The sequence below is a fragment of the Halomonas koreensis genome (assembly GCF_031451675.1).
GTDB classification, from domain to species: Bacteria; Pseudomonadota; Gammaproteobacteria; order Pseudomonadales; family Halomonadaceae; genus Halomonas; species Halomonas koreensis.
Genome location: NZ_JARWAK010000014.1, coordinates 1 through 14,553, shown reverse-complemented (window position 1 = coordinate 14,553; position 14,553 = coordinate 1). Strand labels below are relative to the sequence as shown.

General features: G+C 72.5%; 13 protein-coding genes. 12 read left to right on the top strand and 1 reads right to left on the bottom strand.

What is annotated here, in order from left to right; all coding sequences use genetic code 11:
• Positions 1 to 14 precede the first annotated feature (14 nt).
• The 8 genes from cysK to QC818_RS14760 all read left to right on the top strand — a co-directional run bounded on the left by cysK (position 15) and on the right by QC818_RS14760 (position 7,400).
• A complete protein-coding gene (gene cysK, locus QC818_RS14795; protein WP_309653633.1) occupies positions 15 to 986 on the top strand; it encodes a cysteine synthase A in 972 nt (323 codons plus the stop codon).
• A 124-nt stretch (positions 987 to 1,110) separates the two neighbouring features.
• Positions 1,111 to 2,160, top strand: a complete 1,050-nt coding sequence (locus QC818_RS14790) for an endonuclease/exonuclease/phosphatase family protein (protein ID WP_309653632.1) — start codon at positions 1,111 to 1,113, stop codon at positions 2,158 to 2,160.
• A 139-nt stretch (positions 2,161 to 2,299) separates the two neighbouring features.
• Entirely contained in the window at positions 2,300 to 4,264 is a 1,965-nt protein-coding gene (gene dnaX, locus QC818_RS14785; protein ID WP_309653631.1) for a DNA polymerase III subunit gamma/tau, read from the top strand.
• 52 nt (positions 4,265 to 4,316) lie between these two features.
• Complete coding sequence (locus QC818_RS14780) at positions 4,317 to 4,643, top strand: YbaB/EbfC family nucleoid-associated protein (protein ID WP_309653630.1); 327 nt, start codon at positions 4,317 to 4,319, stop codon at positions 4,641 to 4,643.
• Positions 4,644 to 4,763: 120 nt separating this feature from the next.
• Positions 4,764 to 5,369 (top strand): recombination mediator RecR, encoded by a 606-nt coding sequence (gene recR, locus QC818_RS14775; RefSeq protein WP_309653629.1) that lies wholly within the window; start codon positions 4,764 to 4,766, stop codon positions 5,367 to 5,369.
• A 34-nt stretch (positions 5,370 to 5,403) separates the two neighbouring features.
• Positions 5,404 to 6,537 (top strand): ribonuclease D, encoded by a 1,134-nt coding sequence (rnd, locus tag QC818_RS14770; protein ID WP_309653628.1) that lies wholly within the window; start codon positions 5,404 to 5,406, stop codon positions 6,535 to 6,537.
• A complete protein-coding gene (locus QC818_RS14765; RefSeq protein ID WP_309653627.1) occupies positions 6,534 to 6,836 on the top strand; it encodes a YcgL domain-containing protein in 303 nt (100 codons plus the stop codon). Before rnd ends, QC818_RS14765 begins: the two co-directional genes overlap by 4 nt.
• Positions 6,837 to 6,953: 117 nt before the next feature.
• Positions 6,954 to 7,400: a YcgN family cysteine cluster protein gene (locus tag QC818_RS14760; protein ID WP_309653712.1), complete on the top strand. Its 447-nt coding sequence runs from the start codon at positions 6,954 to 6,956 to the stop codon at positions 7,398 to 7,400.
• A gap of 46 nt (positions 7,401 to 7,446) precedes the next feature.
• Here the strand turns inward: QC818_RS14760 and QC818_RS14755 are convergent, their stop codons facing one another.
• The gene (locus QC818_RS14755; protein ID WP_309653626.1) at positions 7,447 to 9,549 is read right to left on the bottom strand and encodes a S9 family peptidase; all 2,103 of its coding nucleotides are present in this window, start codon (positions 9,547 to 9,549) and stop codon (positions 7,447 to 7,449) included.
• Between the two features lie 72 nt (positions 9,550 to 9,621).
• Between QC818_RS14755 and QC818_RS14750 the strand changes: the two genes are divergently transcribed.
• From QC818_RS14750 to QC818_RS14735, 4 genes are all read left to right on the top strand, one after another.
• Entirely contained in the window at positions 9,622 to 10,041 is a 420-nt protein-coding gene (locus QC818_RS14750) for a hypothetical protein (protein ID WP_309653625.1), read from the top strand.
• Positions 10,042 to 10,050: 9 nt separating this feature from the next.
• On the top strand, positions 10,051 to 11,889 hold the full coding sequence (locus tag QC818_RS14745) for a vWA domain-containing protein (RefSeq protein ID WP_309653624.1): 1,839 nt from the start codon (positions 10,051 to 10,053) through the stop codon (positions 11,887 to 11,889).
• Positions 11,882 to 12,667: a class II glutamine amidotransferase gene (locus tag QC818_RS14740; protein ID WP_309653623.1), complete on the top strand. Its 786-nt coding sequence runs from the start codon at positions 11,882 to 11,884 to the stop codon at positions 12,665 to 12,667. Before QC818_RS14745 ends, QC818_RS14740 begins: the two co-directional genes overlap by 8 nt.
• Positions 12,668 to 12,829: 162 nt before the next feature.
• Positions 12,830 to 14,506: an AMP-binding protein gene (locus QC818_RS14735; RefSeq protein WP_309653622.1), complete on the top strand. Its 1,677-nt coding sequence runs from the start codon at positions 12,830 to 12,832 to the stop codon at positions 14,504 to 14,506.
• Positions 14,507 to 14,553 lie beyond the last annotated feature (47 nt).

The window sequence follows — 14,553 nt, the reverse complement described above, 5'->3', positions numbered from 1 at the left end:
GAGAGACCGCATTCATGGCACGCATCTACGACGACAATTCCCGCTCGATCGGCAACACCCCGCTGGTCCGGCTCAACCGGGTCAGCGAGGGCGCGACCGTCTGGGCCAAGATCGAAGGGCGCAATCCGGCCTATTCGGTGAAGTGCCGCATCGGCGCGGCGATGATCTGGGACGCCGAGGAGCGCGGCGCCCTGACGCCGGGCATGACCATCGTCGAGCCCACCAGCGGCAACACCGGCATCGCCCTGGCCTTCGTCGCCGCGGCCCGTGGCTACCCGCTGGTGCTGACCATGCCGTCCTCGATGAGCCTGGAGCGGCGCAAGGTCCTCAAGGCGCTGGGCGCCGAACTGGTGCTCACCGAGCCGGCCAAGGGCATGGCCGGGGCCATCGCCAAGGCCAGGGAGCTGGCCGAGGCCGAGCCCGGCAAGTACTTCCTGCCCCAGCAGTTCGAGAACCCGGCCAACCCGCGCATCCACGAGACCACCACCGGCCCCGAGATCTGGAACGACACCGATGGCGAGGTGGACGTCTTCGTCGCTGGCGTCGGCACCGGCGGCACCCTGACCGGGGTGTCCCGCTACATCAAGCACACCCAGGGCAAGGCCATCACCAGCGTGGCGGTGGAGCCGGTCGACTCGCCGGTCATCAGCCAGACCCGTGACGGCCGGGAGCCGACCCCCGCGCCGCACAAGATCCAGGGCATCGGCGCCGGCTTCGTGCCCGCCAACCTGGACATGTCGCTGGTCGACCGCATCGAGGCCGTCGACAACGACGAGGCCATGCAGATGGCGCACCGCCTGATGCAGGAAGAGGGCATCCTCTGCGGCATCTCCTGCGGCGCCGCCGTGGTCGCCGCGCTGCGCGTCGCCCGGGACCCGGCCTACCAGGGCAAGAACATCGTCGTGGTGCTGCCCGACAGCGCCGAACGCTACCTCTCCTCGGCGCTGTTCGCCGACCGCTTCGGCGAGCAGGAAACCGTCCAGTAGTCGCCCGACCCGGGGCGCCCGTCGCGGCCGGCGCCCCGGCCCGCCGTTTCATATTCGATCCCGCCGATATTGCAGTCGCGAAACCGGCCCGGCAGGATGTCGCCCTTTTGCCGGAGAGTGCGACATGCAGCGCCTTATCATCGCGGCCGGGCTGGCCGTCCTGCCGAGCCTCGCCGAGGCCGGTGCCGTCGTCGGCAGCTGGAACGTCGAGCACCTGGGCTGGGACAACGGCAAGCGCCTGGAGCTCGTCGCCCATGTGGCCAACCATTTCGACCTGCTGGCGGTGCAGGAGCTCATGGTCCCGGCGGCGTTGTCGCGCCTCGAGGCCGAGCTCGAGGCGGCCTCGGGGGAGGCCTGGGCCTCCCTGGCCAGCCATGCCCTGGGGCGCAGCCGCTACCGGGAACACTATGGTTTCCTGTGGCGCGAGTCGGAGATCGACTACCTGGACGGCGCGGTGGTGTTCATCGACCATGGCGACACCTTCGCCCGGGAGCCCTACTCGGCGCGCTTCCGCGACCGGGACAGCGGCGAGGCCTTCGTCGCCGCCTCGGTGCACGTCACCTATGGCGACGGCCTCGCCGACCGTCTGCCGGAGATCGAGGCCCTGGCGGACTATTGGCGGTGGCTGGACGAGGCGCACCCCGATACCCCGCGGCTGTTGATGGGCGACTTCAACCTGGCGCCGGACCACCCCGCCTGGGCGCCGCTGCGCGCGCTCGGCGCGGTGCCCGCCATCACCGGGCAGGCCACCACCCTGTCGACCTCGAACGGCGCCTATGCCAGCCGCTACGACAACATCTGGTACCGCCCGGACCGCCTGAGTCCGGCCGAGCTCGGCGTGGTGCGCTACCCGGCGCTGACCGGGCTCGACCACGACGACGCCCGGGATCAGGTCTCCGACCATGCGCCGGTGTATCTCGCCCTGCACGGCGGCGAGCTCACGCGCCGGCCCCTGGACGGGGTGGCCGGCCAGGCGCTGGCCGCCGGCTGCGTCGACCTCAACCGCGGCTCGCCGGGGGAGCTGGAGGTCTTGCCGCATATCGGCCCGGCCCGGGCCGCCGCCATCGTCGCCGGCCGGCCCTGGGCGGGCAGCGAGGAGCTCACCCGCCTGGACGGCATCGCCGCCGGCCGCCTGGCCGATATCCGCGACAGCGGGCGGCTGTGCCAGGGCTGACCGCCTCGGCGCTTTGCGCCCGGGCCGCCACCCGGTAGAATGAGGACCAGTCTTCGAGCCCGCCGGCGGGCGCCTTCCGCGCCGGCGGGCCGTCCGTGTCCGGCTGCCCGCCAGCCTCGCCGCAAGGATGTTCCGCTGCATGAGCTATCAGGTCCTGGCCCGCAAGTGGCGGCCGCGCACCTTCCATGAACTGGTCGGCCAGGAGCACGTCCAGCGTGCCCTGGTCAATGCCCTGGACCAGGGGCGGCTGCATCACGCCTACCTGTTCACCGGCACGCGCGGGGTGGGCAAGACGACGCTGGCGCGGATCCTGGCCAAGTGCCTGAACTGCACCGCGGCGGGGCAGGGCGACGCGGGCGTGACCTCCACCCCCTGCGGCGCCTGCCCGAGCTGCGAGGCCATCGACCAGGGCCGTTTCGTCGACCTGATCGAGGTCGACGCCGCCTCGCGCACCAAGGTGGAGGACACCCGCGAGCTGCTCGACAATGTCCAGTACGCGCCGACCCAGGGGCGCTACAAGGTGTACCTCATCGATGAGGTGCACATGCTCTCCACCAGCAGCTTCAACGCGCTGCTCAAGACCCTGGAAGAGCCGCCGCCCCACGTGAAGTTCCTGCTGGCCACCACCGACCCGCAGAAGCTGCCGCCCACGGTGCTCTCGCGCTGCCTGCAGTTCACCCTCAAGCACATGCCGCCGGAGCGCATCGTCGGCCACCTGTCCCAGGTGCTCGAAGCCGAGTCGGTCGCCTTCGAGGAGAGCGCCCTGTGGCTGCTGGGCAAGGCCGCCGAGGGCTCCATGCGCGACGCCATGAGCCTGACCGACCAGGCCATCGCCTTCGGCCAGGGCGAGGTGCGCCACGGCGACGTGGCGGCCATGCTGGGGACCCTGGATCACCGCCACGTGCTGGCGCTGATCGAGGCGCTGGCCGAGGTGGATGCGGCCCGGGTGCTGGCCGAGGTCGCGGCCCTGGCCGAGCAGGGACCGGACTTCGCCGGCGTGCTCGACGACGTCACCGGGGTGTTGCATCGCCTGGCCATCGCCCAGATGGTGCCCGAGTCGCTGGACAACGCCCACGGCGATCGCGAGCAGCTGCTGGCCCTGGCCGCGCGCTTCACCGCCGAGGACATCCAGCTCTACTACCAGATCGGCATCCAGGGACGCGGCGACATGGCCCATGCCCCGGACCTGCGCACCGCCCTGGAGATGACGCTGCTGAGGATGCTGGCCTTCCGGCCCCAGGGCGTGCCCAGGCCGGCGAAGACCCCGCTGCCGATGCGCGGCGACGGCGGCGCGAGCCCGGCGGGCGCCGGCGAGCAGGCCGACAGCCAGCCCGCGGGCCAGCCGGCAGGCGGCACCGAACCCGCCGCCGGCGAGGCGTCGACCGCCACCCCGAGCCGGCCGGCGACAGCCGAGGCGGCGGCGACGCCCCCGGCATCATCTCCGCAGGACGCCGCGCCGGCGCCAGGGGCACAGTCCTCGCCGGCAGCGACATCCACGCCCGCCATGGACGCGGCGCCCGAACCGGCGCCCGCGCCCGAGCCGCCGCCGTGGAGCGAGCCGGTGTCCCCGGCGCCGGTCGAGCCGGAGCCGATCCCCGAGGCCGCCCCCGCGGCGCCCGCGTCCGGCTCCATGCCTCAGCCCGAGCCCGCCCCGGCCCCGCAGCCGGCGGCCGAGCCCGCGCCGGAGGTCGCCCCCGGCCGGCTGAGCCACGCCGCGTGGCTGGACGGCTTCGACGCTCTGGGGCTCTCGGGGCTGACGCGCAACCTGGCCGCCCATTGCGTGGTCGAAGCGGACGACGGCCAGCACCTCACGCTGCGCCTCGACCCCTCCCAGGCGGCGATGCAGGCCGAGGTGCACGTCGAGCGCATCCGCGAGGCTCTGGACGCGGCCGGGTTCCCGCGGCGGGTGAGCGTCGCCGACGGCCCCCTGCCCGAGGGCGTGGAGACGCCCCGCCAGCAGGCCGATCGCCTCGCCGCCGAGCGCCATGCCCGGGCGGTGGAGGTGCTGCAGGCCGATCCCCAGGTACGCAAGCTGCAGGAGGCCTTCGGGGCCCGGCTGATCGAGACCTCGGTGAAGCCCGCCGACGCCGCGGGCCGCCATTGACCCCGGGGCGCACAGGCGCCCGGGCAGAACATTCAATCGAGAGGATACCGCCATGATGAAGGGTGGAATGGGCAACCTGATGAAGCAGGCCCAGGAGATGCAGGAGAAGATGCAGAAGGCTCAGGAGGAGGTCGCCCGCGCCGAGGTGCAGGGCGAGGCCGGGGCCGGCATGATCAAGGTCACCATGAACGGGCGCCACGACGTCACCAAGGTCGACATCGATCCGAGCGTCATGGACGAGGACAAGGAGCTGCTCGAGGACCTGCTCGCCGCGGCCGTCAACGATGCCGTGCGCAAGGTCGAGGCCAGCTCCAAGGAGATGATGGAGGAAGCCACCGCCGGCCTGAACCTGCCGCCCGGCTTCAAGATGCCCTTCTGATGACCCCCGACCGCCTCGCGGCGCCCGGCGGACCGGGCGTCGGCGGCCGTGGCGCGCCGCCGACCGGCGCGCGGCGCCGGCGCGGGCCTTTCCCTTGACTCGGTGGACGCGGGACACGATATGAGCTTTTCCCCCCTGGTCGAACGCCTGATGGAGGCCTTCCGGGTGCTGCCCGGGGTCGGCCCCAAGACCGCCCAGCGCATGGCCATGCACCTGCTCGAACGCGACCGCGACGGCGGCCGGCGCCTCGTGGAATCCCTGGGCCTGGCCATCGAGGCGGTGGGCTACTGCGAGCGCTGCCGGACGCTGACCGAGGAGACGGTGTGCGGCCTGTGCCGGGACGCGCGACGCGACGACGGCGTGCTGTGCGTGGTGGAGTCCCCCGCCGATCAGCTGGCCATCGAGGAGGCCGGCGGCTATCGCGGGCGCTATTTCGTGCTGCATGGCCACCTCTCGCCGCTGGACGGCGTCGGCCCCGAGGACATCGGCCTGGACGCCCTGGAGGCTCGAGTGGCCGAAGGCGGCGTGGAGGAGGTGATCCTGGCCACCAACCCCACCGTGGAGGGCGAGGCCACCGCGCATTATATCGCCGCCCAGCTCACTCCCCGGGGGGTGAGCCTCTCGCGGCTGGCCTATGGCGTGCCCATGGGCGGCGAGCTCGAATACGTCGACGGCGGCACCCTGAGCCGGGCCTTCAACGGCCGCCTGCCCTTCCGGGGCGAGTGACCGCCGCCTACCCATTTCCCTTGCCGGATACCCCATGACCCCGACTCCCGAGATTCGCTGGATCGACACCCCCGAGGCGCTGGACGCCGCCTGTGCCGAGGTGGCCGGGGCCGATGTCGTCGCCCTGGACACCGAGTTCTTCCGCGAACGCACCTTCCATCCCGTCCCGGCGCTGATCCAGTTCTGTGCCGGTGGTCCGGCCTACCTGGTGGACCCGCTGGAGGTGGCCTGCACCCCGGCCTTTCGCCGGCTGCTCGCCGAGGGCCCCCTGAAGCTGCTGCATGCCTCCAGCGAGGATCTGGAGGTCTTCGCCCACTGGGCCGGGGTGCCGGTGGCGCCGCTGGTTGACACCCAGATCGCCCAGGCGCTGCTCGGCGAGGTGCCGGCCATGGGCTACCAGAAGCTGGTCGAGCACTGGGTGGGCGAGACCCTGCCCAAGGGCGAGACCCGCTCCAACTGGCTGGAGCGCCCGCTCAGCGAGGCCCAGCTCGCCTATGCCGCCCTGGACGTCGTTTACCTGCTGGACGTCTGGGACGGCCAGCGCGAGGCCCTGGAGCGGCTCGGCCGCCTGGGCTGGCTGGAGGCGGATTGCGCCGCCCTGGTGGACCAGGCGGCGCGCAGCGACGAGGCCGACGGCCAGTGGTACCTGCGCCAGCGCAACCTGTGGCGGCTGGGACCGCGCCAGATCGAGGCCTACCGCCGGCTGACGATCTGGCGGGAGGGCGAGGTGCGGCGCCGCGACCTGCCGCGGGGCTGGCTGGCCAGCGACAAGCTGCTGTTCGCCATCGCCGAGCGGCTGCCCGAGAACCGCTATGAGCTGGCCGCGGTGGACGGCGTCAAGCCGCCGCTGGTCAAGCGCGAGGGCGATACCCTGCTGGCGCGGGTCCGCGAGGCGCGCCAGGCCGACGCCGCCGACCTGGCCCCGGCCCCGCTGTCGCCGCTGTCGCCGGCCTTCAAGCGTTGCCTCAAGGCCATGAAGAAGGTCGTCAATGCCGAGGCCGAAGCCCTGGGCATCGCGCCGGAGGTGCTGATGCGCCGCCGCGACCTGGAGGCCCTGGCCAGCGCCAAGCTGAGGGGGCAGCCGCTGCCCCTGCCCGACGGCTGGCGGGGCGAGCGCCTCGCCGGCGCCCTGGAACGCACCCTGGACGAGGTGGGGGACATCGCATGACCACCCTGAACGGCAAGCTGCTGTGCGAGGTCTTCAAGAGCTCGCGCAAGGACGAGATGTACCTCTACGTGGACAAGCGCCGCGGCCTGGAGGACGTGCCCGAGGCGCTGCTCGAGCGCTTCGGCGAGCCGGTCTCGGCGCTGACCCTGATGCTCGCGCCGGACAAGCGCCTGGCCCGGGCCTCGGCCGCCGAGGTGATGGCCGCCATCGAGGAGCAGGGCTTCTACCTGCAGATGCCGCCGGCCAAGGAGGCGTACCTGCTGGACCTGTATCGCACGCCCACGGAGGCGAAGTACTAGGCTTGCGGGCTGCGGGCTGCGGGCTGCGGGCTGCGGGCTGCGGGCTGCGACTAAGGGCCGAGGCGATGGCCCGCTGACGGTGGCTCGCGTGCCACCGAGCGATCGGTGACGATGATGATGAGAGAACGATTCTGGGAGCGCTTTCCCCTGGCGGAGCTCACCGCCGAGGAGTGGGAGGCCCTGTGCGACGGCTGCGGCCAGTGCTGCCTGCTCAAGTTCCAGGACGACGACGGCGACCTGGCGGTGCTGGGCGTGGCCTGCGAGCTGCTCGATATTCAGGGCTGCCGCTGCGGCGACTACGCCAACCGCTTCCAGCGGGTGCCGGACTGCCAGCAGCTCACCGTCGAGCGGATCGCCGAGTTCCGCTGGCTGCCCCGCTCCTGCGCCTATCGGCGCCTGGCCGAGGGGCGCAAGCTGGCCGGCTGGCATCCGTTGATCTCCGGCGATCCCGAGCGGGTCCACCGCAAGGGCATCAGCGTGCGCAGCTTCGCGGTGTCCCAGGCCGAGGTCCCCGAGGACGAGCTCGAGGACCATATCATCGCCATCATTCCCGTCGACGATTAGGCGCCCCCGCAGGGCGGCCCGGCGGAGCCGGGCAGCGGCATGGCGCTCAGGCCTCCCGCGCCTCCAGGCCCAGCGCCCAGAGGATGAAGGCATCCTGGCGGGCGCCATCGTGCCAGGCCTTGAAGCGGCCCGAGGCGCCGCCGTGGCCCGCCGCCAGGTCGGTGCGCAGCAGGGTGGGGTGGTCGGGGGGCGCCTCGCCCGCGGCCTCGGCCAGCTCGCCGAGCCGGGCGTAGAGCTTGGCGGGCTCCCAGTAGGATACCCGGGTGTCGAACCAGCTGCCCTGCAGGAATACCGGCGGCCAGGGCCGGTCCGGCAGGTTGTCCAGCGGCGAGTAGGCGCCGATGCGTTGCCGGGCGCTCGGCTCCCGGGGGTCGCCCCACTCGCTGTACTCGGCGGTGGTCAGCGGCAGGTCCGGGTTGTCCATGGTGCGCAGCACGTCGACGAAGGGCACGTCCAGCACCGCCGCGCGGAAGCGTTCCGGCGCCAGGTTGAGGCTGGCGCCGACCAGCAGGCCGCCGGCGCTGGCGCCGTAGGCGACGATCCGCTCGTCGTCGCTGACCCCGCGCTCGACCAGGGCGTCCCGGGCGGCCAGGAAATCGTGGAAGCTGTTGGCCTTGTGCTCGAGCTTGCCGGCCAGGTACCAGGGCTCGCCGCGGTCGCCGCCGCCGCGCACGTGGGCCACGGCGAAGGCCACGCCGCGGGCCAGCAGCTCCAGCCGGGCCACCGAGAACCAGGGATCCAGCACCTCGCCGTAGGCGCCGTAGCCGTACAGCAGGGTGGGCAGCGGGTGGCCGACCAGGTCGCCGCGCATCACCACCGAGACCGGAATCCGTTCGCCGTCGTGGGAAGTCGCCCAGAGCCGCTCGCTGACCAGGCGGTCCGGCGAGAGGTCGCCGTGCACCGGCTGCTGCTTGAGGCGGCGACGCTCGCCGCTGTCCAGGTCGAGCTCCGTCCAGGTCGGCGGCAGGGTGAAGGATTCCTCGTGCAGCCGCAGCCGCCGGTCGGCGAAGTGGGGCGCCTCGCCGAGCGCCAGGCTGCAGGGCGTCTCGGGCAGCGCCAGCCGCGCGTCGCGGCGGGTCGCGTGCTGCGCGTCGAGCTCCATGACCCGCAGGTGCACCTGGGCCTGGTGGTGGTCGCGCTCGGTCAGCACCAGCCCCCATGCGAAGGCGTCGACGCCTTCCAGGGTGGTGTCCTCGCGATGGGCGACCAGCCGCTCGGCCGGCCCCGTCGGGTCGGAGTCGTCCACCCGGTCCAGGCAGAAGTGGGGCGCCTCGCGGTTGTGGAGCACGTAGAAGTGCCCGGGGCGATGCTCCAGGCCGTACTCCACGCCGCGCTCCCGGGGACGGAAGCAGCGTGGCGGGGTGGCCGGCGCCGCGGCCGGAACCAGGTGCGTCTCGCTGGTGTCCTTGGAGGCGGCCTCCAGGAGCAGCCAGGCCCGCGAGCGGGTCTTGCCGATGCCGACGAAGAATTCCGGGTCGTCCTCGCGGCGGATCAGCGCCGGCGCCCCGGCCGACGGCGTCTCGCCCAGGGCGAGCGGCAGCCGCCAGACGCTGTCGGGGCGACGGGTGGCGTCATGGCGGGTGAACAGCAGGGTGACGCCGTCCTCGGCCCAGCACAGCTCGGGGCCGATGTCCTCGAGCAGGGCGACGGGCTCGCCGTCCGGCAGGCGCTTCAGCCACAGGGTGAAGGCCTCGTCGCCGCGGGTGTCCTCGGTCCAGGCCAGCCAGGCCTCGTCCGGGGGCAGGGCCATGTCGCCGACCTCGTAGAAGGCGTGCCGGCCTGCCCGCGCCTCCAGGTCGAGGAAGGGCTCGGCGGCCTGGGGGGCACCATTGGGATGGCGCCACCATACCGGGTGGTCGGCGTCCACCGCGGTCTCGCTCCAGATCGTGTAGTGGTCCAGGGCCGTGGGCAGGCCGCGCACGGCCAGCTCGCGGCGGGCCAGGTGGCCGTGGTAGAGGCGCTCGGTCAAGTCGTCCAGGGGCGCGAACCAGGCCTCGGCCTCGGCGTTGGCGGCCTCCAGGAAGGCCGTCACCTGCGGGTCGTCACGGTCCTCCAGCCAGTGCCAGCCCGGGTCCTCGGCGCGGCGAAAGCGGGTGACGGGGGAGGGCGGCAATGTTCGGCGCGGGGCCTGGGGCGGCTGTGCTTTCATGGTGCGGGATGTACCATACTCCAAGTGAATTCAACAGGGTGCGTCGGATGACGCCGCAGAGACGAGGTATCAATGCTGATTTCGGATTCGATGTCCCTACTATGGCTGAGCTACGCCGGGCTGTCGCTGGTGGTGCTGATCACCGGCTACCTGGGGCTGGCCTTCCTGCCCCGGCTGCCGCGACTGATGATCACCTGGGCCGTGGCCGGGGTGATGTGGGTGCCGGCGAGCTTCGAGCTGCCGCTGATGGCGGAAGGCGAAGTGTACCGCGGATTCGCCCCTGCCGTGGTGGTCGCGGGGCTGGCCTTCCTGGAGGGCGATACCGCAGCCATGCTGCCGGCGCTGCTGCTGGTGGCGGTGGCCGCGGGCGTCGGCGCCCTGGCGGGGCTGCTGCTGTGGCGCCGCGGCCGGCGCGGCGCCGGCGAGGCGGCGGAGAAACAGGAGGCGCGCCAGGAGGGCGCCGGCGAGCGACAGGAGCCGGTCATCGGCTAAGGAATCGCGATGCATAGTTGGCGACAGGCCCTGGCGGGCGTTCTCGCGTTGCTGGCCGGCCTCGGCCTGACGGCCGCGGTCCACGCCCAGGCGGCGCCCGACGGCCGCTCGACGGGCGCCGCCGACCTGCGGGTGGTGGTGGACGTGTCCGGCAGCATGAAGACCCATGATCCGGACCGCCTGGCGGCGAGCGCCATGGACCTGCTGGTCTCGCTGCTCCCCGACGGCGGGCGGGCCGGGGTCTGGACCTTCGGCGAGCGGGTCGATGCCCCGCTGCCGCTGGGCCGGGTCGGGCCCGCCTGGCGGGAGCGGGCCCTGGCCCTGCCGCCGGCGCTCGGCGACTACCAGCAGTACACCGACATCGAGGCCGCCCTGCGCCGTGCTGCCGAGCCCGAGGCCGGCGGCCGGCGCCACCTGGTGCTGATGACCGATGGCGTGATCGACCTGCCGCCGGTCCGGGGAGCCAAGCCGGCCATCGATCGGGCCTCCCGACGCCGGCTGGTGAACGACCTGGCGCCGGCCCTGGCCGATCAGGGCGTCACGGTGCACGCCATCGCCTTCTCCGACGCGGCCGACCTGGCCCTGGTCGAGCGGCTGGCGCAGCGTACCGGCGGCCTGGCCGCCAAGGTCGACACGCCGGAGGGGCTGCTGGGGGCCTTCCTGGATATCGTCGAGCGCATCTTCCCCGCCGATCGCCTGCCGATCGAGGACGGCCGCTTCATGGTCGACGACGGCGTCGATCGGCTCTCGGCGCTGATCTTTCATCCGCCGGAGGGCCCGCCGCTGACCCTGATCGCCCCCGACGGCCGCCGCTATTCCGCCGATGCGGCGCCGCCCGGGGCGCGCTGGCAGGTGGAGCCGCGCTTCGACCTCATCCGCCTGCCCGACCCCCAGGCCGGCGAATGGCGCATCGCGGGCCCGGTGGGCGAGGGCAGCCGCATCAGCGTCGGCGCCTCCTGGCAGCTGCGGACCGCGCCGCTGCCGGCGACGCTGTATCGCGGCTTCCCGGTGCCGGTGGAGGCCTGGCTGGCGACGGAGGGCGGCCAGGCGACGCTGCCGGCCAACCTGACCCTGGAGGTCTCGCTGCAGGACGAGGCCGGCGAGGTGCAGTCCTCGGTGACCCTCGAGGCCGATGCCGAGGGGCGCTTCCGGGGTCGTCTGCCGGCCCCGGCGCTGACCGGCAACGCCCGGCTGGTGGTGCGCGCCTCCGGCGACGGCTTCGTCCGCCAGCGCCGCCAGGCGGTCAATGTCCTGCCGGCCATCGGCGCCGTCCATGACGCCGAGGCCGGACGGGTGGTGCTGGCCGCGGAGCACCCGGCGCTGAGCCGCGACAATACTCGCCTCCACGGCGAGCTGCGCGGCGAGCGCCTGGCGGCGCGCGCGGTGGCGCCGGCGCGCTGGCACCTGGCGCTGCCCGAGCTCGACGACGAGCTGCGCCAGCCGCTGCTGCTGAGCGCCGAGATCACCCTGGACGGCGAGACCCGGGAACTGCGCCTGCCGCGGCTGATGCTCAATCCCGGCGGGCGCATCGGCATCGACCAGGCGGATCTGGCGGGGCCGACCCTGGCCGCCGAACGCTTCGCGTCTCCCGGCGACGCCGCCGCCCCGGCCGAGCCGGCGAGCCTCGCGGACCGCTTCGTCGAGGCGGTCAATGCCGTGCCCGCCCGGCTGCATGAGGCCTGGCAGGCCGGCTGGCCCGGCCTGAGGCGCCTGGCCGAGCGACACGGCGGCGACCCGCGCCTGTGGGCCGGGCTCGGGCTGGCGGCGGTGCTGCTGCTGGGCGGGCTGCTGTGGCGCCGCCTGCGCCGCCCCCGAGCCCGCCATCCCCGGGAGGAACCGCATGTGTGAGCTGCTGGGCATGAGCGCCAATGTGCCGACCGATATCTGCTTCAGCTTCACCGGCTTCCTGCACCGGGGCGGCGGCACGGGCCCCCACCGCGATGGCTGGGGCATCGCCTTCTACGAGGCGGGGGGCTACCGCGACTTCCGCGACCCCCATCCCTCGGTGGACTCGCCCATCGCCCGGCTGATCTGCGACTATCCGATCAAGTCGCATATCGTGATCAGCCATATTCGCCAGGCCAACGTCGGCCAGGTGCGGCTGGCCAATACCCATCCCTTCACCCGCGAGATGTGGGGGCAGCCCTGGTGCTATGCCCACAACGGCCAGCTCGACGGCTGGGAGGGCCTGCCGCTGTCCTTCTACCGGCCGGTGGGCGGGACCGACAGCGAGCATGCCTTCTGCTGGCTGATGGGCGAGCTGCGCCGGGCCTTTCCCGACCCCCCGGCGGATCGCCGCGCGCTCTGGGCCCTGCTGCATCGCCTCTGCGAGCGCCTGCGCGGGCACGGCGTCTTCAACCTGCTGCTGGCCGACGGCGACTACCTCTACACCTACTGCGCCACCAAGCTGGCCCATATCACCCGCCGGGCGCCCTTCGGCAAGGCGAGCCTGTCGGACGCCGAGCTGGCGGTGAACTTCGCCGAGCACACCACCCCCGACGACGTGGTCTCGGTCATCGCCACCGAGCCGCTCACCGACAACGAGGACTGGGTGCGCATGGCGCCCGGGGAGCTGCTGGTGTGGCGGGACGGCGAGATCCTGGGGCGCTATCAAACAGGAGTTTAAATCGTCTGTTTTACAGCCGGGAAGCCGGTGAGATAAGGTAGGCTTCGCCGCCCGCGGGGCCGTGGGGCGCGATCGGTCGCCGCCGCGCCCGCCCTGTCGGGCGGCCAGAACAACAAGGAACCGCCCCGGGGGTGCCGGGGCGGCCACAGCCTGGAGAATGCCATGAGCGAGCACGCCACTCCCGCCGTCCTTCGCGGTCCCGAGCTGGAAGGGGACGAGGCCTACGCCTCGGTGATGGATGTCTTCCATGCCGCCATCGAGCGCTTCGCCGATCGCCCCGCCTTCACCTGCATGGGCCGGACCCTGAGCTACGGCGAGCTGGACCGCCTGTCCGGCGACTTCGCGGCCTGGCTGCAGCACGATACCGGCCTGCAGCCCGGCGATCGCATCGCCATCCAGCTGCCCAATGTCCTGCAGTTCCCGGTGGCGGTGTTCGGTGCCCTGCGCGCCGGGCTGGTGGTGGTGAACACCAACCCGCTCTACACCGAGCGCGAGATGGCGCACCAGTTCAAGGACTCGGGCGCCCGGGCCATCGTCATCCTGGCCAACATGGCCGACAAGCTGGAACGGGTGCTGGAGCGCACCGACATCGAGCACGTGGTGGTGACCCAGCTCGCCGACCTGCACCCCTTCCCCCGGCGGCCGCTGATCAATGCCGCGGTCAAGTACGTCAAGAAGCTGGTGCCGGCCTACCGGCTGCCCCGGGCACTGGGCTTTCGCGAGGCGCTCAAGCGCGGCGCGCGGCTGGAACATCGCGAGGTCGACCGCCAGGCCGACGACATCGCCGCCCTGCAGTACACCGGCGGCACCACCGGCCTGGCCAAGGGCACCATGCTGACGCACCGCAACCTGGTGGCCAACATGCTGCAGGCGCGCCAGGCCATCGGCCAGGGGCTCGAGGACGGCAAGGAGACCATCATCGCGCCGCTGCCGGTCTACCACATCTACACCTTCACGGTGAACTGCCTGTTCATGATGGAGACCGGCAACCATTCGGTGCTGATTCCCAATCCCCGCGACCTGGCCGGTTTCGTCAAGACGCTGAAGTCGGTGCGCTTCACCGGCTTCGTGGGGCTCAACACCCTGTTCAACGCCCTCTGCGATCGCCAGGACTTCCGCGACCTGGACTTCTCCGGGTTGCACCTGACCATCTCCGGGGGCATGGCGCTGACCCGCGCCGTGGCGAAGCGCTGGGAGGAGGTCACCGGCTGTCCGGTGGCCGAGGGCTACGGGCTCACCGAGACCTCGCCCATCGTCAGCTTCAATCCCATCGACGCCATCCAGCTCGGCACCATCGGCCGGCCGGTGGCCGGCACCGAGGTCAAGGTGGTGGACCTCGAGGGCGCGGACCTGCCGCTGGGCGAGTCCGGCGAGCTCTGCGTGCGCGGCCCCCAGGTGATGAAGGGCTACTGGCAGCGCGACGACGAGACCGCTCGCTCCCTGGACGCCGACGGCTGGTTCCACACCGGCGACGTGGCGGTCCTCCAGGACGACGGCTACATCCGCATCGTCGACCGCAAGAAGGACATGATCCTGGTCTCCGGCTTCAACGTGTATCCCAACGAGATCGAGGACGTGGTGGCCCATCACCCCGGGGTGGTGGAGTCGGCGGCGGTGGGCGTGCCCGACGACGCCAGCGGGGAGGCCATCAAGCTGTTCGTGGTGGCCCGGGACCCGGACCTCGACGCCGAGACCCTGCGCGCCTGGTGCAAGCAGCAGCTCACCGCCTACAAGGTGCCCCGCCACGTGGAGTTCCGCGACGAGTTGCCGAAGACCAATGTGGGCAAGGTGCTGCGCCGCCAGCTGCGCGATGAGGATCCCCGGCAGGGCGACGCCTGACCGGGCGGATCGGTTGCCCAAGACGCCATCGTGTTCAGCAAGGTGCT

Bases quoted from the DNA above. Each gene is read 5' to 3' on its own strand.
- QC818_RS14745 (WP_309653624.1), top strand. From the start codon at position 10,051: ATGCATAGTTGGCGACAGGCCCTGGCGGGCGTTCTCGCGTTGCTGGCC.
- QC818_RS14790 (WP_309653632.1), top strand. From the start codon at position 1,111: ATGCAGCGCCTTATCATCGCGGCCGGGCTGGCCGTCCTGCCGAGCCTC.
- QC818_RS14760 (WP_309653712.1), top strand. From the start codon at position 6,954: ATGAGAGAACGATTCTGGGAGCGCTTTCCCCTGGCGGAGCTCACCGCC.
- QC818_RS14735 (WP_309653622.1), top strand. From the start codon at position 12,830: ATGAGCGAGCACGCCACTCCCGCCGTCCTTCGCGGTCCCGAGCTGGAA.
- QC818_RS14780 (WP_309653630.1), top strand. From the start codon at position 4,317: ATGATGAAGGGTGGAATGGGCAACCTGATGAAGCAGGCCCAGGAGATG.
- QC818_RS14765 (WP_309653627.1), top strand. From the start codon at position 6,534: ATGACCACCCTGAACGGCAAGCTGCTGTGCGAGGTCTTCAAGAGCTCG.
- QC818_RS14750 (WP_309653625.1), top strand. From the start codon at position 9,622: ATGCTGATTTCGGATTCGATGTCCCTACTATGGCTGAGCTACGCCGGG.
- cysK (WP_309653633.1), top strand. From the start codon at position 15: ATGGCACGCATCTACGACGACAATTCCCGCTCGATCGGCAACACCCCG.
- recR (WP_309653629.1), top strand. From the start codon at position 4,764: ATGAGCTTTTCCCCCCTGGTCGAACGCCTGATGGAGGCCTTCCGGGTG.
- QC818_RS14755 (WP_309653626.1), bottom strand. From the start codon at position 9,549: ATGAAAGCACAGCCGCCCCAGGCCCCGCGCCGAACATTGCCGCCCTCC.
- QC818_RS14740 (WP_309653623.1), top strand. From the start codon at position 11,882: ATGTGTGAGCTGCTGGGCATGAGCGCCAATGTGCCGACCGATATCTGC.
- dnaX (WP_309653631.1), top strand. From the start codon at position 2,300: ATGAGCTATCAGGTCCTGGCCCGCAAGTGGCGGCCGCGCACCTTCCAT.
- rnd (WP_309653628.1), top strand. From the start codon at position 5,404: ATGACCCCGACTCCCGAGATTCGCTGGATCGACACCCCCGAGGCGCTG.